The sequence below is a fragment of the Verrucomicrobiia bacterium genome (assembly GCA_035946615.1).
Lineage (GTDB): Bacteria > Verrucomicrobiota > Verrucomicrobiia > Limisphaerales > UBA8199 > DASYZB01.
This window is the reverse complement of sequence record DASYZB010000152.1, coordinates 24,122-44,668: the sequence shown is the minus strand read 5'-3', so window position 1 is coordinate 44,668 and position 20,547 is coordinate 24,122. Positions and strand designations below refer to the sequence as shown.

The following is a 20,547-nucleotide window of genomic DNA, read 5'->3' as shown; positions in this document are numbered from 1 at the left end:
GGCGTTTGTTACTCCTATACGGAGAAACCGCCTCCTTGTTGAGGCTAAAATGCCGGCACCTCCGGGTGTCGCGCCTGCACCGACCGGAACCATTCGAACTTTAACTACATCTCGTCGGTCTGAGGCTCTGCCTCGCTAGTGTTTAATCCGAACCTGCCAGTCCGGAACTTCAGCGGGATTGCCATCACGTCCGACAAAAGACCGCTTGCGCAGCTTTGAACGCCAATAGTCGACGTGGGTTTTCCCCAGTTTTGTCTGTACCCTTTCTGTACCCTTTTTTGGGTTCTGAAGGCTCCCATCCTGATCGCTACTGTTCATACGGCGAAATCAAAATACCCCAGTAAAAGCAGGGTGTTCAGAGGACTAATGTGAAGAGTTGTGAATAGTTGCTAACACGACGGATTAAACCTCACAATCGCTTGGTCGGGGGTTCAAATCCCTCTGGGCCCACCATTATTTGATTTCAGGGATTCCGGCTAATGTTTTCTCAGGTTTGGAAAGGGTCAACAGCATCGAGAACTGTTTGGTGGCCCTGACAGCGTGAGGAAGGTTCGGCGGCATATATATCACGTCACCGGCTTTCACCTGAATGGTTTTTCCAGCGAGGGAGAATTCGCATTCTCCGGATAGAATCTGGATTACCGCATGTTGGGTTGAGGTGTGCTCGGTCAGTTCCTGTCCTTCGGCGAACCCAAACAGCACAAGACGGCAATTGGCCGCGCGCAGCAAGGTCCGGCTCACAATGCCGTTGGGCGCAAACTGGGTTTCGGCGGCAAGAGAGAGAATTTTCTCCCGACTTGCATCAATCAATGGTTGCTCGTTCATGGGCATAAATTACCCGCTGAAGATCGGGCCGGCCTTGATGCACGTCAAAGAATCTCATCTTTCTGCCGCAATCTTTCTGCCTGCATTTTTCTAGGTGCAACTTTCCGCCTCTTTTCGGCTCGACCCCTAATCGCCCGTTCATTATCTTCCCGCCACTTTACGCGAGGTGGCCTATGGATGAACTGTTACGAATCTTACAGACCAACGCCCTGGAATCGCGCGAGAATATCGCGCGCATGCTCGGGGTGCCAGTGGCCGAAATCGAGAAGCGCATTGCCGATTACGAAAAGCGCGGCGTCATCCGCGGTTACCAGGCCGTTCTGAACGAAGACCGCCTGGACCTGGACAAGGTTACTGCCGTCATCGAAGTCAAAGTGACCCCCCAGCGCGAAGGGGGTTTTGACACCATCGCGCAGCGAATCGGCCGGTTCCCGGAGGTCAGGTCGGCCTACTTGATGAGCGGAACCTATGATCTCCTGTTGTTCGTCGAAGGCCGCACATTGCGCGAGGTGGCGGCGTTCGTCAGCGAACGGCTTTCACCGCTGGAGGGCGTTTTGTCCACCTCAACCCATTTCATGCTCAAGACCTACAAACGTCTGGGCGTGTTAATGCAGCACGAAAACCTCGATGAACGCCTCAGCGTCTCTCCGTAATCGCCTCAACGTCACCGTGCGCGATCTCCCGCGCTCGGGTATTCGCGATTTCTTCGACATCGTCACCTCGATGAAAGACGTCATCAGCCTGGGCATCGGCGAACCTGATTTTGACACCCCCTGGCATGTCCGTGAGTCCACCGTATTCGCCCTCGAACGCGGAGCGACGCATTACACCAGCAACCTCGGCTATCTCGAACTGCGCCGCGCCCTGGCTCGATATGTCGCCAAGGTCTTTAACGCCGAGTATGACCCTCAAGTCGAAGTGCTCATTACCGTCGGGGTCAGCGAGGCGCTGGACCTGGCCTTGCGCGCCCTGCTCAATCCAGGGGATGAAGTCCTTTATCATGAGCCCTGTTACGTCTCGTATCGGGCGACGATCCTGCTGGCTCAAGGCGTGCCCATCGCCGTGGAAACACGGCCACAGGACGCCTTCCGCCTCACTCGCGCGATGCTCGAAGCGGCGGCAACCCCGCGCACCAAGGTGCTCATGCTCAATTTCCCAAATAACCCTACTGGGGCGGTCATGGAGCGAAGCGATCTCGGGGCAATCGCCGCCTTTGCGCGTGAGCGGGATTTGATTGTCATCAGCGATGAGATTTATGGCGAACTGACCTATGATAGCCCTCATACCAGTCTCGTGAGCCTTCCTGGCCTGCGCGAGCGCACGATTCTTCTTCACGGCTTTTCGAAAGCATGGGCCATGACCGGCTTTCGGCTTGGTTATGCATGCGGGCCCGCCGAGCTGATCGAGGCCATGATGAAAATTCACCAATACACCATGCTCTGCGCCTCGTCCTTAAGCCAAAAGGCCGCCATCGAGGCCCTCGCGCGCCCGGAAACCGATGTCGCCGAAATGTTAAATGAATACCGGCGGCGCCGAAACTTTATCGTCAGTGCGTTTTCCGAGCTTGGGTTGGAATGCCACCGTCCGCTAGGGGCCTTTTATGCCTTCCCGAGCGTGGCCCGGTTCGGGCTTTCCTCGCGCGAATTCGCGTTGAATCTGCTCCACCAGGAACGCGTTGCGGTGGTCCCCGGCACGGCTTTTGGAGCATGCGGCGAGGGCTTTGTCCGGTGCGCCTATGCCACCAGCATGGATAACATCAAAGAAGCCATGAAGCGGATAAAGCGCTTCATGGAAACGAAGTAGGAGCAGGATTACTTAGGCGGCCTTTGGATGCCAAGGTTGTATGCCTGGAAAGCCCAAATGTCAGCGGTCTGGGCGATGCGTTTATCTGTGGGCATGTAGCCGTGGCTGGTTTTGGTTTCAACCCGGATAAGCACCGGGTTGGGGCAGCCCTGGTCGCGCTGGAGCGCGGCGGCAAATTTATAGGAATGGCTCGGCACAACACGATCATCGTGGTCTGCCGTCGTGATGATGGTTGGTGGGTAGCAGGCGCCTTTCTTGAGGTTCGCCAGGGGCGAGTAGGCATTCAGCCAGTGAAAGGCCTGTTCCTGGTCGGAGGTCCCGTATTCCGGAGCCCAGAGCGCCCCACCGGAGAACCTTTGATAGCGCAGCATATCCAGGACGCCCGCTCCGGCGTAGGCGGACCCGAACAGGTCCGGGTGTTCGGTGATGCTGGCGCCTACCAATAAGCCGCCATTCGAGTAGCCCTGGATGCCCAGTCGCCGGGAGGAGGTGAATTTTTGGGCGATCAGGTATTTAGCTCCCCAGGCAAAATCATCAAACACATTTTGTTTGCGGCCCAGCATGCCGGCCTCATGCCACGTTTCGCCATAGGTGCCGCCCCCGCGCAGATTGGCGACGGCATAGACGCCCCCCAGTTCGAGCCAAACCGGCAGCATCGGGTTGAACCGAGGGGTGATGGTAATGTCGAAACCGCCATAGCCATACAGGATGGTTGGGTTGCTGCCATCAAGCTTCACGTTGTGCCTGGCGACGATAAACATCGGAATCTTCGTGCCGTCCTTGGACGGATAGAAGACCTGCTGAAGGTCGTATGGAGCCGGGTCGAAGTGGACATCGGGTTTGAAGAACACGCGCGTCGTGGCCTCCTTGAGGTCGTGACGGTACACCGATTCGGGATACAGGAACGAGGTGAAGCCGTAATAAACGGTTTCAGAATCATTGCGGGAGGACATCCCGCTGACCGAGCCAAGCGCCGGCAGGCCGAGTTCCCCCTGCGGTTGTCCATCCGTCGAGAAGAGGGCGAGCCGGCTTTTGGCGACGACCTGGTAATCCACCAGGAGCCGGCCGCCGGCCATCATTGAGCCCTGGATGACACCTTCGCCCTCCGGCACCAAAACGCGCCAGTGCGCCGGGTCGGGCTGATCGAGGTTTGCCGCTACAATGCGGCGCCGGGGTGCGTCGAGCGTGGTCTGGATGAACAGTGTTTTGCCGGCATGCCCCGCCACGATATATTCGGCGTCGTTCCTGGTATAGAGCGGCTGGGGCACGCCGGCGATCGAGGGTTTCAGCGGGTCGCCCAGGTCAAGGTAGAAGAGTTCATTCTGGGGCGCTGTGCCGTTTTGAAGATAGACGAAGAGGTAACGGCCATCCTCGGTCACGCTGCCGTTGATGATCCACGCCGGCAGGTCCGGTCGAGCATAGATAAGCGCGTCGGCGCTCTGCTCAGTTCCAAGGCGGTGGTAATAAAGCTTCTGGTTGATGACCTGCTGGCTGATGGCCTTGCCCGAGGGCGGCTCGGGGTAGCGTGAATAGAAAAAGCCCTTGCCATCCTCCGTCCAGGCAATGCCTGAGAACTTCACCCAGCGGACGGTGTCGGAAAGGTCCTTGCCGGTGGCCACGTCGCGGACATGGACGGTGAGCCAGTCCGAGCCGCCTTGGGAAAGGTTGTAGGCCAGATACAATCCATGCGGCGAGGGTTCGTAGCCAAGAAGCGCAACTGAGCCATCGGGAGAGAGGCTGTTGGGGTCGAGCAATTCGCGGGCTGTGCCTGTGGGCGAGTCCTGAACGTAAACCACAGATTGGTTTTGCAGGCCGGAGTTCTTGCCGAAGAAAATACGCCCGCCTTCCACCAGCTCGGGGGTGCTCTCCCTCGGATAATTCCACAGGGCCGTCAGCCTATCTTTAATCCAGCCCCGGACCGGGATTTTTTCCAGGTAAGAAAACGTGAGGGCGTTCTCGGCCTGGACCCATTGCTGCACAGCCGGGCTGTCGAGGTTCTCCATCCACTGGTAGGGGGCAGGCACCTGGATGCCGAAATAGTTATCGATGGTCGAGTCGCGCTGGGCCGGCGGATATGTCAACGGCGATGGCCGCGCATCGGTGGATTGCGCGCCAGCCAGAGGTACCGCAGCCGCCAACGCTGCCAGGAGCATTGCGAGGGTGTGAAGATGTCGCATACAGTGTTAAAAGGCGCGGCGCGGCCCGGCGGTCATCTCGTTGAAATGGATGAAGATGCCTTTCTTATTGGCGACGAGCACATCGGGCCGGCCATCGCCGTTGAGGTCGGCGGCAATTACCTGAGTTCCCACGCCGCTGTCGTCGTCAATCAGGTGGGGAATGAAGCTGGCGCCGCCTTTGCCATCGCGCCGCAGTTCCATCCAGAAGAGCACTGCGGGTGCGGCGGGTTCTTTGTCGCCGTTGGGCCCGTGAGCCCAGAAACGTTTGCCGGTCACAATGTCCATGAGACCGTCGCCGTTCATATCCGCCAGGGCCATGGCGTGCATTTGGCTGACGCGAAAATCGGTTGTGGTCACATCCGGGTTAGGCGGGAGGATGATATGTTCCTTCCAGTCGGGCTGGCCGTCGGCGCCCTTGATCTGCTGCCACCAGACAAGCCCGTAATGATGGCAATGCCAGGCGGTGATAATGTCGGCCAGGCCGTCGCCATTCACGTCATAGACCATCATCTGCGCGCCGGCATCGGCAAAGTGGAAGGGATGAAAAATCCAAGGCTGGTCGGGCGCCAGCTTAGCAGGTTGCTCCCACCAGCCGGCGGCTTCGATAATGTCCACGCGCTTGTCGCCATTGATGTCACCGAACCCAAGGCCGTGTGTGAACTTCTGATAGCGGTTTTCTTTGGTTGAGATGGGATGAAACACCCAAGGCGCATCCGGGTTGGTCCGGTCAGGGCCGGCATAGCCGAGATAGCCGTCGATGCAGAAAATCAATTCAGGGTGGCCATCTCCATTGATGTCACCCCAGGTCGGCGATTCGTCGCCGATTTTGGGATAGGCCAGATGCTTCTTCCATGCCCCCTCTTTTCCGGCGGGGTTCTCATACCAAAAGCCTTCTGCGCCCGGGAATGGGATGCAGAGGATGTCAGGCCAGCCGTCCCCGTTGAAGTCACCTGTGAAAGTCAGGAAGTTGTCCGAATACCCTTTTGGATCGAAAGCTTTCGCCGGGCGATATTCGTGGCGCTTTTTGAAATCCGGCCCTTCAAACCAGAATGGGCCGGCCACAATATCTATATGGCCGTCGCGATTAAAATCGCCATAAGATGCGCCTTCCGCATAAAACTGGTTTGAGAGGCACACCCTTCTGAAGGGACTGCGCCCGGGCAGCTCGGCGGGCTTGGGCACAATTGCAGCTTGCCCGGCCGGGCCGTCGCCTTGTGGGCATTCGACACGCAGACCGCGGATTGGTTTGAAATCAGTGCCGACGATTCTGGCAACGGCCGACCAACCGCCGCCGCCCTGGGTGATTTTGAGCATGAGTTCATTGGCGCCCTTTTTGAGGCTGATGGGCGCAGTGTCCTGGTCGGTGACTTCGCCACGGTCCACATTATTGCTGTGCACCACTTTTCCGTTCAACCAAGCCTTCACGCCGTCGTCGCTGCCAACCAGCAGCAGGCCCTGGCAATCCTGCGGGGCGATGAGGCGCGTCCGCAAATAGGCAGCGCAGTTTTGCTGCTCGGGGAAAAGGGTCGCAAGGCTCACGTGATCCTCGGGAGGCACGGTCTTCCACTCAACTTTGGAACCAGGGTTCTCTGGAGGAAATGCAATGTCGAAAATGGCCGTCGCGCCGACAACTCCCGCCTGACGGTAAGGACCGGAAACCAGCCAGTCCCGAATGAAAGGCGCGCGGGCCCTGGGCTTTCGGCGCAACGCCCAGGCACGCCGGGCGATATCGCCCTCCTTCACCCGAGCGAGCACTTGGGTTGCTGCTTCCTGGGCGAGGGTAGGATTGGCGCGAGCCAATTTCTCGGCAATGCCCAATGAGGCGAGGGCCGCTTCGTCCGTGAGGCCCGGAATGGTGAGGCTCTTGAGGGCTATATCGAGAGCTTCGGGTGTTGGTATCTGGCCAAGCTCACCAAGGGCCTGCTTTTTTTCGTCCAACCGGCTCGCGCTTGCCATGGCTTGTTCGAGCAAGGCAAGGCGCTTCGCCGGGTCGGGTTCCTGGCCGGCGACCTGGATGGCCCCTCGCAGGGCCAGCGTTTGCAACGTGGGATCAGTGCTCGCGCGGGAGATTTCGAGGAGCAAACCTGCAGGGGCGGCATTGGGCCATTGGGCAAGCACGCGGAGGCCCTCCCTGGCCAGCTCGGGGTCCGCATCGCGACTGGCGGCCTGTGCGGCGGCGAGGGCCTCAGGCGTGCCAAGCTCGGCCAGGATCGGCAGCAGTGGACCCCTCTCTGCGAGCGGGAAACGTCCAAGCGCCTCGACGATTTTATCGCTTGACTCCTCCTTGTTGGGACTGGCCTCACAAATAGCATAGAGCGCCTTGAGGACGGGACCGCGGTCATCGTCGGATTTAGATTTGGCGGCCATTTCGAGCAGGCGCGGGGCAGCCTCGGGCGGCGCCAGCGTGCTCAGGGCATCCAGGGCCGCCAGGCGCACCGGCTGCTCAGCAGAGGAGGCGTTTTGTAGCAGGACACCGACCGCCGAGGGATCGCCGCGTTGACCCAAGGCGCGGAGCAACTCGGTTTTCTCGGGCGTGGCTGCGTCCTCAACCCGGGCGAGCAATGCCTGGCTCGCGCCCGGACCGCGCAGGCGTTCGAGGCCATCCCGGGCGGCGTCGCGTTCGGAGGGCTCGCCCTGGGCTGCCGCCTTGGCAAGTGAAGGGATGGACGGGAGATCACTCAATTCACCAAGCCCCTGCAGTCCAGCTATCCGGAGGCGAAGGTCGCTGCTTTGGCTGGCAAGGCGCGCGAGGGGGAGGGCCGCGGCGCCGAGTTTCATTTGGGCATCCAGGACGGCCAACTGCGATTCCGGTGAGAAGGAGGCCCATTGAGCCGCGCACGCTTCGATGAGCTGCCTGTCGCGCGATTGGCGCAGCAGCTTGAGGGCAACCATCTGCACCGGGCGGTCTGCGCCTCCGAGTGCCTTGAGGACGAGTTCGGTTCGGTGCTGTGCATCCGCTAACACCACGCCACGCCAAGCTGAGGTGCGGACTTGCACCGGGTATTTTGAGTTGAACAATTCCTGATAAACCGCGAGCGCGTTGGCGGTGTCGTTCGCGGCTGCCAGGCGTTCGGCGGACTTGAGGAGGCTCTCGAGCAGCGCAGGCAGCGCAGCGGGAGACGCGTGTTCGCGCGCGGTAGAGAGTGCGGCCAGCGCGTCCGGGCCGCCAATCCGGCCCAGCGCTTCTGCGGCAGCCGACGCAATGTCCGGATTGGAATCCGACAGAAGCGGCGTGAGCAACGGCACCGATGCCGATTGACCGCGCCAACCGATTGAATCGACGACACCGGCTTTGAGCCGGCCAGAAGTTCGGCCCAGCGCATCGCGGAGCGCGGCATCTGCTTCCGGGCTCGGCAAAGCTTCCAGAACGAAGCGCGCGGCCTGGGACAACTTCTCATCTGTGAGCAGAGCCGACAACGCGGGCACGGCTTTGGCGGTTCCCATTACTCGCAGTTGCTGGCACGCCTGCCATTTCTGTGACGGGGCTGCTGCAGATTGGAGCGTAGCAATCAGGTCCTGTTCTTCAGCGGCGCGCAGGTTTGTGGCAGCCCCGGCGAGCAGGCAGGCCAGCAGGATTCGGACTATCAGAATTGTTTTCATTGCACGGGGTGTTAAGCAAAGGTTCATAGGAATCATACCCTCCACGGTGGCCGGGCCGCGTACGAAAGCAGCCGGTTCGCCTCCTCATCGCCAGGGAAGTCAAGGCGCACCGGGTCCCATTTGACGGCGCGGCGCAGCCCGAGGGCGATGCCGCCCGTGAGCAGGGCGTTCATCGAATAAAGGGCAGTGTCCGGGTCACAAATAGTTAACCGCCGGGTGCGAATGCATTCGAGGAAATTGCCGGAATGGCTGTTGGCTTGATAGACCCGGCTGTCGTCGGGGCGCAACGGCTCTTTAAGAATGCGCGCTGGATAGGAGACCAGATTGCCGCGATCGACGGCAATCCGGCCCTCGGTCCCGACGAAGCACGCCCCACCATCGGGGCCGATGCGTTCGCCGGGGTAGCCTTCGGAGCGGACTACCACGCCGTTGGTGTAATGGTAACGAATCTGGCCATTCTCATAATGCGCCTCGATAGGCGCGGTGAGGTCCGGGTTTACAGTCCACTGGACGATGTCGTAATGATGCGGGCCCCAATTGACATCTCCTACGAACAGGCCGGGCACGGTTTGATGGACCTCACCTGCGTAGGGCCGATAAGGCAGCGGCCCCATCCACATGTCCCAATCCAACTCCGGCGGCTGCGCCACCGAGCGGTCCGAAATCCAGGCCGATGGGAACAGCGCGCCGGGCAGGCAGTAGGCATAGACTTCTTTGAGCTGGCCGATCCGGCCATTGCGAACCAATTCGCAGGCGATGCGGAACCTGCCGCCATATTCGGAACGCTGCTGGGTGCCGGCCTGATAGATGCGTCCAAAGCGTTTGCTGGTCTCGACCATCGTGCGCCCCTCGCGGACGGTGATGGCAACGGGTTTCTCGCAATAGACATCCTTGCCGGCGCGCATGGCCATTGTGGCCAGGATGGCCGCCCAATGATACGGCACAGCAATAAGGACAGCGTCAATATCAGGGCGGGCCAGGACCTCGCGAAAATCGTGGTAGGCTTCGACGCCATCGTAGTTTGCTTGCCCGAACCGTTGGGCGTACATCTGATTGCAACGCTCGCGCGCGCTTTCGCGATGCCTCTGATCGACATCACAAACCGCGAGCACTTGCACGTCTGTACGAGCGACGTAGCCGCCGGGCACGTAAGTCCAGCCGCCGCCCAATAGATGCCCGGTGCCCTGGCCCCCCAAGCCAATAAAACCCATGGTAATGCGGTCATTGGGCGCGACCGCGCCGTCGCGACCCAGCGCAGAAGCTGGGAGCAACAATGGTGTGGCGAGCGCTGCGGTGGCGGCACTGGTTGCTTTGAGAAAATTGCGTCGCGAGATCATCCGAAGCGCATTGGCAGTTGCTGGCTTTTTCATATTAAATGTTTTAGCCGGGTATGAGCCGGGCGTAAAAGCAATTCTTCAAGAGTTTTTCAACGGAATTGGCAATTGGAAGAACCACATGATGCCTCAATTGACTGGATACGCGTTGCAATCTCATCTATGATGCTGTCTGCGATGACGGACCTAGGCGAGTTGGGTGTGCGGGAACGCGAGGGCGTATCCATTGAGGCACCGCGCGAAGACAATAAGCTTCGAATCGAAGATCGCGCCGCCCATGATTGGTACCGGTTCGTCCTGTCCTTTCCGGCGCACCTTGTGAGGGCGTACGTCGCCAAGTTCGAGATCCATCCTGGCCACATGGTTTTGGATCCGTTTTGCGGCACGGGCACGACTCTGGTTGAATGCAAGAAACTGGGCATTTCCAGTTGCGGTGTTGAGCCTAACCCGATGGCAGCCTTTGCAAGCAAAACGAAGGTTTCCTGGGATGTTGACTCCCGGGCGCTGCTCAGGCACGCCACGTGCGTAGCCAAGCTTACTCTTGAGAAGTTCGATCGGCAGGGCTTGGCGGACGAAGGCGGCCTGCCCCTCTTTGATGCGAACCGCCAGGCGCCGGCAAATCTGAAAACGCTCAGTCCCGAGCTTCTGAAGCTGCTCCTTAGAGATTCAATCAGCCCACTCCCACTCCATAAGACCCTCTTGCTATTGGAATCTCTCGAAGATTGCAAGGAAGAGGTTTTGGACGCGCACGAGCGACTTGCGCTGGCCAGGACCCTGGTGAATGACATCAGCAACCTGCATTTTGGACCCGAAATAGGGGTCGGTCCAGCCAAGCCAGACGTTTCGGTGGTCGGGCCGTGGTTGCGCGCCGTAAAGGCCATCGCGAGCGACTTGGACCACCTACGCGGCAAAGCCACCGCGGCGTCGGTGGTACATCGGGCAGACGCCAGGGATTTGATTTCCCTCCTGCAACCTGCGTCTATCGATGCGGTGATTACCTCGCCCCCTTACCCTAACGAGAAAGACTACACGCGGACGACGCGGCTTGAGTCTGTGGTTTTGGGATTCATTAAGAGCAAGGACGACCTGCGCCAACTCAAACAAAACCTTGTTCGGTCGAATACGCGCAGCGTTTACAAGAGCGACACCGACGACCGATTTGTCGAGAACCATGACGAGATTCAACGGATTGCCGAAGCGATAGAGAATCGCCGGATAGCGCTCGGGAAGACGTCGGGTTTTGAGCGTCTTTATGCCCGGGTCACTAAACTCTACTTCGGTGGGATGCTTCGTCACCTGACGGACATTCGCCCTCTTCTCCGCCCTGGCGCACGTCTGGCCTATGTGGTCGGAGACCAAGCATCCTACCTGCGTGTCATGATCCGCACCGGCCAATTGCTTGCGGATCTGGCGAAGTCAGTCGGATATGAAGTAGTTAACATAGACCTTTTCAGAACACGCCTCGCCACCGCCACGCGGGAGCAATTACGCGAGGAGGTCGTGATTCTGCGCTGGCCTGGTCCGATGAGGATCAATGGGTGGCCGCGCCCGCCGGATGCAGGCATGGTCGTCAATGACAAGCCGTTGAAAAGTGCCATGAAAGAACAACCCGCTAAGCAATCAACAAAGAAGCTCAACCGCTACTCAGCCATTATCGAGAAGGTCTTTTTCTCAAGGTACAAGCAGGGAATGCGGGAGGTTCCCTTCGAGCGGCAAGAGATGGAAACATTCGCGGCGAAGCTCAATGTCAAGCTGCCGAAGAATCTGGGGGATTTAGTTTACAGTTTTCGTTACCGGGCGCTTCTGCCGAACTCGATTACCTCGCTCGCCGGCGAACAGGAGATTTGGGTGATTCGTCCAATGGGTCGCAGCAGGTACAGTTTCGCTCTGGTGAAAAGCACGCCAATAACACCGAATGAACACATGGCGGTTACCAAGGTTCCCGATGCCACTCCTGGCATCGTGGCGAAGTATGCTTTTAACGATGAACAAGCGCTGCTCGCCAAGCTAAGATACAATCGGCTGGTGGACATTTTCACCGGGGTTACGTGCTACTCCCTACAGAACCACCTTCGAACAACAGTTCCGGACATGGGCCAAGTGGAGACCGATGAGATCTATGTGGGAGTGGATAAAAAAGGGGCGCACTATGCCTTCCCAATCCAAGCCAAAGGCGGGAAAGATAAGCTCAATATTGTGCAGATAGAGCAGGACTTCGCGGTTTGTGCGACGAAGTTTCCTCTTTTGGTTTGCCGGCCCATAGCCGCCCAGTTCATCGAGGGCGGAGTCATCGCGCTTTTCGAGTTTGAGACGGGTGCGAATGGGGCCACAATAGCTTCAGAGAAGCACTATCTCCTCGTCCCTCCCAAGGAGGTCACGGATGCTGATTTGCAGGGTTATCGTGACCGGTTGGGCGGCGGGTGATAAGAACGAGATGCCTGTTTGGATTGAACAAGTTACACAATAAATATGGTGGGTCTGGTGGGTAGGCCTGAGGATTGGCCGCCGAGCGCGCCCCAGTTTAGCGGGTCACTTGTGTTTTTCCATTGGTAGTGCCGCTCTGCGCACCGCAAGGACGATGTCCTGGTCAAAAGCAGGGACCTTAATCGTACGGACTCCACCTTGGTGCTCGAACCGCTCGCGCGACACCAACTTAGCCATTCGGGTATTAAACCACTGCGCGGTGAACTTGCCCGAGGGCAGTTTGAGCTGCAGCGCGAGTTCGCCTTCCCGGAATTTCGCCTGCCTTTGATCGCTTTTCCCGCCAATACCACTGCGCACGTATAGAATGTACTCCTCCCCGGGTTTGACGAGCGCCCGAACGGTTGTGCCCGGCGGCAAGTTCCCATTGACACCCTCGTCCCCTGGCCGCATATGCACAAAATCGAACCCATTGATGAATTCTCTAAGAAATCCAATCTGGCGGCGCAGTCCAGGGTTTCCGCCGCCGGGTTGTCCGGCTGGAACACCAAACGTGCCGTCTTCGTGCCCGACAGTGAACGAATAGTCCAGGTTATTGAACAGACCCCCGCCGGCGATGATGAAATCCCATGCCTCCATTCGATAAGGGGCGTCGTTGGTCCCGCGAAAGCCGGTTTCGTTGTCGCCAATTACCCGATTCAAACCAAAGTTCATCGCAACCGTGTCCGGCGGAGTGGCATAGTGAAAATTGAAAATGGAAACCGCCGGATGCGGGTCTTGCACTGGGGCCTTTTCATTGGCGATATTTTGGGAGATGAGGTGATGCGCGCCGAAAGGAGTCTCGGTTGCAAAGATTACATCCGCGATATGGCGTTGCCACTCGATGGTGACCCCGCCGAAATAGGGTTCATTGCAGATTTCATAATAGAGATTGTCGAAGTTCTTCAGCTCAGTCACGAGCTTGCGTGCCAATGCCTCCTGAACCGCCAGCAGACCGCCGTTTCTATCGAGCGTATAAACATTCGTGCGGGCCAGCTTTCCCAGGCCGTTGATGTTGTTGGCCCCGTTCATCGGGCTGAGCAACCACATGCTCTCGTCGTAAAACGGGCAGAAAAGGTTTAGCTCGACAATGATGCCTTTGCGGCTTGCCTTCGACAGGAAGTCCTTCAGACGTGCAACATAAGCAGGGTCCCACCTATTCAAATCAAACTTATTGCCGCCGCAGCCGCAGCCCGGTTGCTCGCTCCGCGCCCAGGGACAGATCAGGCGCCCAGGCGCCGGCGCCAGGGTGTTGCTGGTGATGTTGAAAGCTGCGGGCGACTCGCAATAGACTCCCGTCCAGGTGCGTGTGCCGTTCAAACCCGCTCTCGCCAGCGTATCGAGGTAGCTCACATAATTAAAATCCCGATTCAACACCGCTCCGTAATGTTCGCCGGAAGTAATGAAGAGCGCTGGTTTGCCGCGAAACAGGAAATAGTGGCCGTTTTCTGGATGCAACAAGAGGGGCTGCCCAGCCGGCAAACTGGAGGAACAAAAGCTCCAGAGCACAAAAACTGGAAACAGCTTACAAACAAATCGGGAACATGAACGGCGCAGTGAACGGACGACGAGTTGTGGTTTCATCGCGGTGCATCTTACTGCTGGAATTGCTTTTGAACAGAAGAGAGCGAAGGGCAAAACGGCGCCTGCGTGGCAGAACACGGGCTTTCTTTTTCCTGATTTCTGTTAGATGCTGAATGACGAAGGCAAAACACGCATGAGCGCTGGGCTGGCCATTTTTGTTTGGTTTTTGATCTTCAGCGGCTGTTTTGCCGCGGCGGCGCTCTATGTGATTTTGCGGCTTGTACCAGAGCCGAACCAGGCGGGGATGTGGCGCTGGTTGGGCGCTTGGGCGGTTAAAGGCGGGGCAGTTCCTTTTCTCATTTGGATGCTGATGAACGTGGGTTTGTCGTGGAGCTTGCAGCCTTTTATGCCGCAGGTCCAGGCCGCCCGCAACAGCGGAGGTCCATGGTTTCCGGAATATTTACGGGTGGCTGGCGCCGGCCTGTTCATCATCAGTTCGTATTGGGTCGCGATTACGTTGGGATGGGTATTAGTGAGGGCTGGATTGGCTGCGCCAGAAGAGCCGCGCAAGGACTTTAAGGGCTTATGTTGGACGTGTGTGCTGGGATTGTTTTTCCCCGCCCTGTTGGTGTTGCTGATCGGCGGCTGGGCGAGCTTCGGCCTGGCAGCAGGAGTGGTGCTCATTCCCATGGCCGGGTATGCCCCATCTGTCCTGCACCGGAAAAGAATGCCGCCGATGTACGCGCGAGCCGTTGCCCGAATGAAGTTCGGCAAATACAACGAAGCCGAGCTGGAAATCCTGCGCGAGCTCGAAAAATGCGAAGAGGATTTCGAGGGCTGGATGATGCTGGCGGAGCTATACGCCAATCATTTCGGTGATGTCGCCGAAGCAGAGCGGACGGTGCTGGAACTCTGTGACCAGCCGGGGGTCACTGCCTCCCAGGTTTCCGTTGCCCTTCATCGGCTGGCAGATTGGCAGTTGAGACTCGCCCAGCAGCCGCTGGCGGCCCGGCGGGCGCTCGAAGTGATTTGCAATCGCTTTCCAGGCACGCATCTGGCCCATATGGCTCAATTACGAATCAATCAATTGCCCAAAACCGTCGAGGAACTGCGCGAGCAACGAACTGCCAAACCCATCCCGCTGCCGGCGCTCAGTGAAACGGACCAGCCTCCGAGGCTGGCCGAAACTCCCTTGGAACGCCGCCAGGCAGCCCGCGCGGCCAACGAGTGTGTCCAGCGTCTTAAGGAGGACCCGGACAATGTCCCCGCCAGAGAAAAGCTGGCCCGGATTTTCACCGAACAACTTGAGCGCGCCGATCTCGGGATTGAACAGGTCATGCTACTGCTGAATATGCCCGGGCAGCCGGACGAACGGCGAGCGGAATGGCTGGGTTTGGTGGCCTCCTGGCACCTGCGCTACCAGAAGGATTTTGATACAGGGCGCAAGTTCCTCGAGCGCCTGATTCAAGAGTTCCCCGGCAGCCCACAGGCTTATACGGCGCGGCGCCGACTCAATGCGGCAACCGACGAGCGGCGGCAGAGCGCGAGTTGAATGGGCGCAACGTCTCCAGCCCGCCCTTCCCCACCCTTCCTCGAGCTGCGCAACGCGAGCTTCCGTCTGGGAGACCGCCTCATTTTTGAAAACACCTCATGGAGCTTTCAGCGCCACGAGCACTGGGCCGTTCTCGGCCCGAACGGCTCAGGCAAATCGTTGCTGGCCGATGGCCTTCGTGGCCGCCTGCCGCTGGTTCGTGGCGAGTTGGACTATTACTTCCATCCTCCGCCCGGGCTGAGCCATGAGGAGGCCATAGGGCATGTCTCGTTTGAAGATCGCCAGGCTGATGTTCATGAAACTATCGTTCAATCGCGCTGGAACAGCATCGAGCAACAAGGCGCGCTGAGCGTTGGCGATTTTCTCTCGTACGAGCGCGTGATGGAGATAAACCCATTCGAGGTCATGCCGCAGCGCAACCAGGCGCGGGCCGGTTTTGCGCCCCGGCGCCGCCAGGCGATAGCCCTCTTGCAGCTCGAATCCCTGCTCAACCACTCCCTCCTGTCCTTATCCAACGGCGAGAGGCAGCGCGCGCAACTAGCCCGCGCCCTTTGCCGGCCTTTGCGCCTGCTGATACTGGATGAACCCTTCGTCGGCCTGGACGGCGCAACGCGCCGGCATTTTGGCGAGGTCCTCGAGAATTTAATGGCGTCGCCTCTGCGTATCCTCCTCCTCAGCACGCGCCCGGAAGATTTGCCAAGGCACATTACCCACGTGCTCAGGCTGGATGATTGCCGGGTCATTACATCCGGTCCACGGCTGTCGATGCTTCCCGGTGAGCTTTCCGCACAAATGAGGCAGCCGTTGAAATTGCGAATACGTCCGCGGTCAGCGCCGGCCCGGACATCGGCTTTGGGAAAGCGACGGTTAAACCATCCAGAGCAATTGTTCCGTTTGCGAGACGTCACAGTGGGTTACGGCGAAACGATTATCTTACGCGGCATCAACTGGACCGTTTGGGAAGGAGAGAGCTGGGCGTTGCTCGGGCCGAACGGCTCCGGCAAGACGACCTTGTTGAGCCTGATTCTGGGCGATCACCCCCAGTCTTACGTCAACGACATCTCTGTCTTCGGACGCCAACGCGGCAGCGGCGAATCAATATGGGACCTCAAACGCCACCTCGGCTGGGTCTCACCGGAACTGCACCTGCACTATCCCACCGATGCGACTTGCATGGACGTGGTGGTCTCCGGCTTTCACGAGACCGCCGGTCTTTTCCAAGAGCCGAACAGGATTCAACGCGCTGCCGCGCTTCGTTGGCTGAAGCGTTTTCAACTGATCGACCTGGGACGTGAGCCGCTTTTTGCCCTCTCTGCCGGCTTGCAGCGGATGACGCTCCTGGCCCGAGCTTTGGTGAAACAGCCGCGTTTGTTGATCCTTGATGAGCCGTGCCAGGGATTGGATTCAGCCCACCGGGGGCTCTTCATCCGCACTATCGATGGCCTCATCCGCGGTCGTTTGGTTACCGCCATCTACGTGACCCACCGCCCCGAGGAAATCCCGCCTTCCATCACGCGGGTGATGCGGTTGAGGAATAAGGCTGCAGGGTGATTTGAGGTGCATGCGCCGAGCGCAATTATGTCGCCGAGCGCAATTATTGACAATAAGCGGGATTGAATGTATGCGCTTCTTATGAAACCAGCAGATGTATCGGCGCCTGGTTCATTGAAACGAGGCACCCATGAGGCGCCCGTGGAGGCCCCCTTCGGATTCACGCTGATCGAGCTGCTGGTCGTTATCGCTATTATCGCGATTCTGGCGGCGATGCTTCTGCCTGCATTATCCAAAGCCAAAGTGCGGGCCCAGACCTCTAGTTGCCTGAACGATGAAAAGCAACTGACTCTGGCCTGGATGATGTATGCAGGCGACAACCAGGACAAGCTGGTTAACAACCATACCATGGGCAATGCGGGCTGCGGCCCTTATGCTTGGATTTCTTCAGGCCAAAAGCTGGGCTTGGGCAATTGGACCGGAAATGCGCGCACGGACCCGACCAACTGGGCGATCGTGTTTGGTTTGCTTTATCCTTATAATGGAAGCCCCGGTATTTACCACTGCCCGGCGGACAATTCGGCCGTGAACGGGAACCCAGCGGTTCGCCGGTCGCGGAGTGTCTCGATGAGCACCGGCATGAATTGGGTGGACGAGAATAATTACAACCCGACCAATGGCAGTTTTTTTCGCCTGACGCAGATTTTGAATCCAGGACCGAGTCTGGCCTCCGTGTTCTTGGACGAAGCGGCTAATAGCATCGATAACAACGCACTCGGCATCTACTCTGGCACAACATTGGACCCACTGGGGGGAGTAATTGGCTACTGGAATTTACCCGCCAGCCGCCATAATAACGGCTGTGTTCTTTCCTTTGGCGATGGGCACGCTGAGTACTGGAAATGGCGCGGGCCCTGGATTCTTAATGACAATGCCATCGCTGATTCCGGCGCCGGCAGCATTGGCCCGGGTTGGGGTGCTCCCAGCGATGCCGCCGACCCGGACCTCAAACGGCTCAAACGAACAGTGCCCATCATGCAGTGAGAACGATTGCTTGAAATCTGACTGATGCGCGGCCAATCTGCACCATTAACCACAACACCTATGAAAAATCATATCCCTCATTTGCAATGGTTGAATTCCTTTTGCTTTGAAGCCACAACCGCCGCGCGACACTGGCGCGGCGTGGCGTTGGCCATTCTATTGCTCCTTGCAGGCAAGCTGGAAGCTGGGGCACAAACTTACAGCCTAACCACTACCTGGCAAGCGACCAACGGCACGCCTGGAGCGCACCTGGCCACGGGTGACGTCAACAGAGGGCTGGCTTTCAGTGTGCTCTCCAACCAGGTGTTTGTCGCCAACAAAGGAGTGACCGGCTCGGGAACGACCCCAGCCATTGATGTGTTCGATGGAGCCACGGGAAGTTTGGTGGGCAACGCGGATACGACCGGTATTTCTGGCGGAACTTTTTGGCTGGACCAGGTCGCGGTCGCCGACGACGGGGTGTTTTATGGCGCCAACCTCACGACGGCGGTCGGATCGACCGCTTACCGGCTTTATAGGTGGCCGAGTTGGATGACCGTGCCTGCCAATGTCTTTGCAGGGGACCCGACAGGGGGCGCTACGATAGGCAAACGCATTGGCGATAACCTGGCTGTCACGGGTGCCGGAACCGCCACCCTCATCCTGGCTCCAGTGGAAAGTGGCACTGTCCCGACTACCAACGTCGTCTTGTTCAGCACCCTGGATGGTACCAATTTTAATCCGACCCTGGTGAACATATCAGGATTGCCTCCCGCCACCGGAGGGCCGGTCTTCGGTATTGCATTTTTTACAAACAACACCTTTCTCTTCAAACCAAATGGCGCCGCAATTTACCTGGTCCAGTTCCCAGTGGATTTCGCAAGCCAATCCAGCCCGGTGACGGCAACCGTTGTGGCGACCAATGCCTTCAGCGGAAACAATTTGATTTTATCGTTCGATAGCGTGTCGAGGTTTCTGGGAGCAGTCACCCCGGCCAGCAGCGGGACCACCCTGGTCAACCTTTACACCTTGCAGGATTTCGTGCAGGGGCTCAATTCTGTGGCCTCGACCAATTTTGCTTCTCCCAACGCAAATGGCAATCTCACCGGAGGCGCAGCGCTTGGAGGACAGGGGAAGACCAACTTTATCTATGCACTGGATACGAATAACGGCTTGGTGGCTTCTCGCGTCAATTTCACAGCGGCCGCTGTCGCCCCGGCGATTACGACCGAGCCGGTGGGCGGAACGGTTTACACCAACGCCCCCTCGTTCACGTTTACCGTTGCCGCCAGCGGCTCGGCGCCGCTCGCTTATCAATGGCAGTTCAATACTGTCAGCAACGTGGCGAGTGCAGCAAATATCAATGGCGCCACAAATACCTCTTACACACTAACGTATCCGCCGACCAGTGCCTCCGGCTGGTATGACGTCGTGGTCACCAACCTGGCGGGGGCAACCTCGAGCATCCCGGCCCAATTGATAGTCGTACCTCCGGCTTCCAGCGGCGTAGTAACCCAATTATGGAGTTTGGCGCCGGGGTTCAGGCCCTACCTGGGTGGGGCGGATACGTATGATACTCGCGGGCTTGCCTATGACGGCGCCAGCAACACTGTCCTTGTGGCCGACAAAAACATCGCCAACTTTGGCGTCTTTGTTCTGGACGGGGATACGGGAGCCGACTTATTCGCGTTGAATACTCTGGGCATAGGCCAGCCAGGCAACCAATTTGATTTAGACCAGGTTGGCGTAGCCGATGACGGCGTGGCATACGCCGGCAATCTGACCCTCGCCGGCAGTGGCGCAAATTTTGGCCTGGTCAGTTGGCCTTCGGTGAGCGCCAGTGCGGCTCCTTATCAGGCCTACGCGGGCGACCCGGGCAACGGTTCAGAAGATCGGTGGGGCGATACCATGGCTGTTCGCGGAGCGGGGGCGAGCACGGAGATTCTTTTGGGTTCTTATTCGGGGTTTGGCGGGGGACCCGCGACGAATGTCGCCTTGTTGACGACGAGCGATGGGCAGAACTTCAGCGCCACGACTCTGGCCATTTCTAATGTCCCCGCAGGATTCTCGAGCCTGGGGATTGCCTTTGGGGCCGGAAACACATTCTGGGCGAAGAGCCCCGGCTATGACCTGCGGCAGATCGCCTTCGACCAAGTTGCGGGGACAGGGACCGTTGTGGCGGATTACCCGGCGGCGACCAGCGGTATTTCGAGCTTCTCGTCGATGTCTTCCATCGGTTTGGACGCCATGCACGGAATCCTGGGCGGCATTACTTTCAATGACGTTCCCAATGATCTGGCCTTGTACCAGATCAGCACAAACGGCATTCCACCGTATCTCTTTGATCAGGACTTTTTCCCGTCCCTGAACGGAAACGTTCAGGAGAACGGGGTTACGGTCATCCGATTTCCCCGAATTTATGCCCTCGACGTCAACAATGGAGTCCTAGCCCTGAGTTATGGCGTGCCGCCCCCCCCGCCCCTGCCGCCCTTCAGTATCAGCGGAATCATCAAAGGGGTTAGTGTGACCTTAACGTGGCCAAGCTATTCGGGGCGCTCTTATCAGGTAATGTATAAAAACGCGCTCACGGACCCATCCTGGACCGCTTTGGGCGCGCCGATTGTCGCAACCGGGACTACCAGCTCGTTCACGGATACCTCGGCTGGAGGGGCGGCGCGTTTCTACCGGATTCAAGGCCAATAGCCGCTAAGCGCCTGTTTTTGAAATTTGTGGGGGCCTGCGGCGAGGATTCTCGGCC

At 58.5% G+C, this 20,547-nt stretch carries 12 protein-coding genes and 1 pseudogene; 8 read left to right on the top strand and 5 right to left on the bottom strand.

The genetic code is table 11. The annotated features are described in order from the left end of the window. Positions 1 to 453 precede the first annotated feature (453 nt). Positions 454 to 825 (bottom strand): cupin domain-containing protein, encoded by a 372-nt coding sequence (locus tag VG146_22350; GenBank protein ID HEV2395101.1) that lies wholly within the window; start codon positions 823 to 825, stop codon positions 454 to 456. Between the two features lie 173 nt (positions 826 to 998). Between VG146_22350 and VG146_22345 the strand changes: the two genes are divergently transcribed. Continuing rightward, positions 999 to 1,478, top strand: coding sequence for an Lrp/AsnC family transcriptional regulator (locus tag VG146_22345; GenBank protein ID HEV2395100.1), 480 nt, complete (start codon positions 999 to 1,001; stop codon positions 1,476 to 1,478). Continuing rightward, positions 1,453 to 2,628, top strand: coding sequence for an aminotransferase class I/II-fold pyridoxal phosphate-dependent enzyme (locus VG146_22340; protein ID HEV2395099.1), 1,176 nt, complete (start codon positions 1,453 to 1,455; stop codon positions 2,626 to 2,628). Before VG146_22345 ends, VG146_22340 begins: the two co-directional genes overlap by 26 nt. A gap of 8 nt (positions 2,629 to 2,636) precedes the next feature. Here the strand turns inward: VG146_22340 and VG146_22335 are convergent, their stop codons facing one another. From VG146_22335 to VG146_22325, 3 genes are read right to left on the bottom strand one after another with little or no spacing between them, the layout of a single operon-like run. After that, the gene (locus VG146_22335) at positions 2,637 to 4,805 is read right to left on the bottom strand and encodes a prolyl oligopeptidase family serine peptidase (GenBank protein ID HEV2395098.1); all 2,169 of its coding nucleotides are present in this window, start codon (positions 4,803 to 4,805) and stop codon (positions 2,637 to 2,639) included. Positions 4,806 to 4,811: 6 nt separating this feature from the next. Continuing rightward, positions 4,812 to 8,405, bottom strand: a complete 3,594-nt coding sequence (locus tag VG146_22330; protein ID HEV2395097.1) for an FG-GAP-like repeat-containing protein — start codon at positions 8,403 to 8,405, stop codon at positions 4,812 to 4,814. Between the two features lie 32 nt (positions 8,406 to 8,437). Then, positions 8,438 to 9,775, bottom strand: a complete 1,338-nt coding sequence (locus tag VG146_22325; protein HEV2395096.1) for a Gfo/Idh/MocA family oxidoreductase — start codon at positions 9,773 to 9,775, stop codon at positions 8,438 to 8,440. Positions 9,776 to 9,901: 126 nt separating this feature from the next. On the opposite strand from VG146_22325, the pseudogene VG146_22320 reads away from it, so the two are divergent. Together VG146_22320 and VG146_22315 are read left to right on the top strand one after the other, a co-directional pair. Next, positions 9,902 to 10,177, top strand: a pseudogene (locus tag VG146_22320) (DNA methyltransferase). A gap of 300 nt (positions 10,178 to 10,477) precedes the next feature. Beyond that, entirely contained in the window at positions 10,478 to 12,163 is a 1,686-nt protein-coding gene (locus VG146_22315; GenBank protein ID HEV2395095.1) for a hypothetical protein, read from the top strand. Positions 12,164 to 12,268: 105 nt separating this feature from the next. On the opposite strand, the gene VG146_22310 is transcribed toward VG146_22315, so the two are convergent. Continuing rightward, the gene (locus VG146_22310) at positions 12,269 to 13,660 is read right to left on the bottom strand and encodes a hypothetical protein (GenBank protein ID HEV2395094.1); all 1,392 of its coding nucleotides are present in this window, start codon (positions 13,658 to 13,660) and stop codon (positions 12,269 to 12,271) included. Positions 13,661 to 13,916: 256 nt separating this feature from the next. On the opposite strand from VG146_22310, the gene VG146_22305 reads away from it, so the two are divergent. The 4 genes from VG146_22305 to VG146_22290 all read left to right on the top strand — a co-directional run bounded on the left by VG146_22305 (position 13,917) and on the right by VG146_22290 (position 20,492). Further along, complete coding sequence (locus VG146_22305; GenBank protein HEV2395093.1) at positions 13,917 to 15,275, top strand: tetratricopeptide repeat protein; 1,359 nt, start codon at positions 13,917 to 13,919, stop codon at positions 15,273 to 15,275. Beyond that, positions 15,276 to 16,826 (top strand): ATP-binding cassette domain-containing protein, encoded by a 1,551-nt coding sequence (locus tag VG146_22300; protein HEV2395092.1) that lies wholly within the window; start codon positions 15,276 to 15,278, stop codon positions 16,824 to 16,826. It begins immediately after the preceding gene. Positions 16,827 to 16,907: 81 nt separating this feature from the next. After that, entirely contained in the window at positions 16,908 to 17,810 is a 903-nt protein-coding gene (locus tag VG146_22295; GenBank protein ID HEV2395091.1) for a prepilin-type N-terminal cleavage/methylation domain-containing protein, read from the top strand. Between the two features lie 60 nt (positions 17,811 to 17,870). Next, positions 17,871 to 20,492, top strand: coding sequence for a hypothetical protein (locus VG146_22290; protein HEV2395090.1), 2,622 nt, complete (start codon positions 17,871 to 17,873; stop codon positions 20,490 to 20,492). The last annotated feature ends 55 nt before the right edge of the window (positions 20,493 to 20,547 follow it).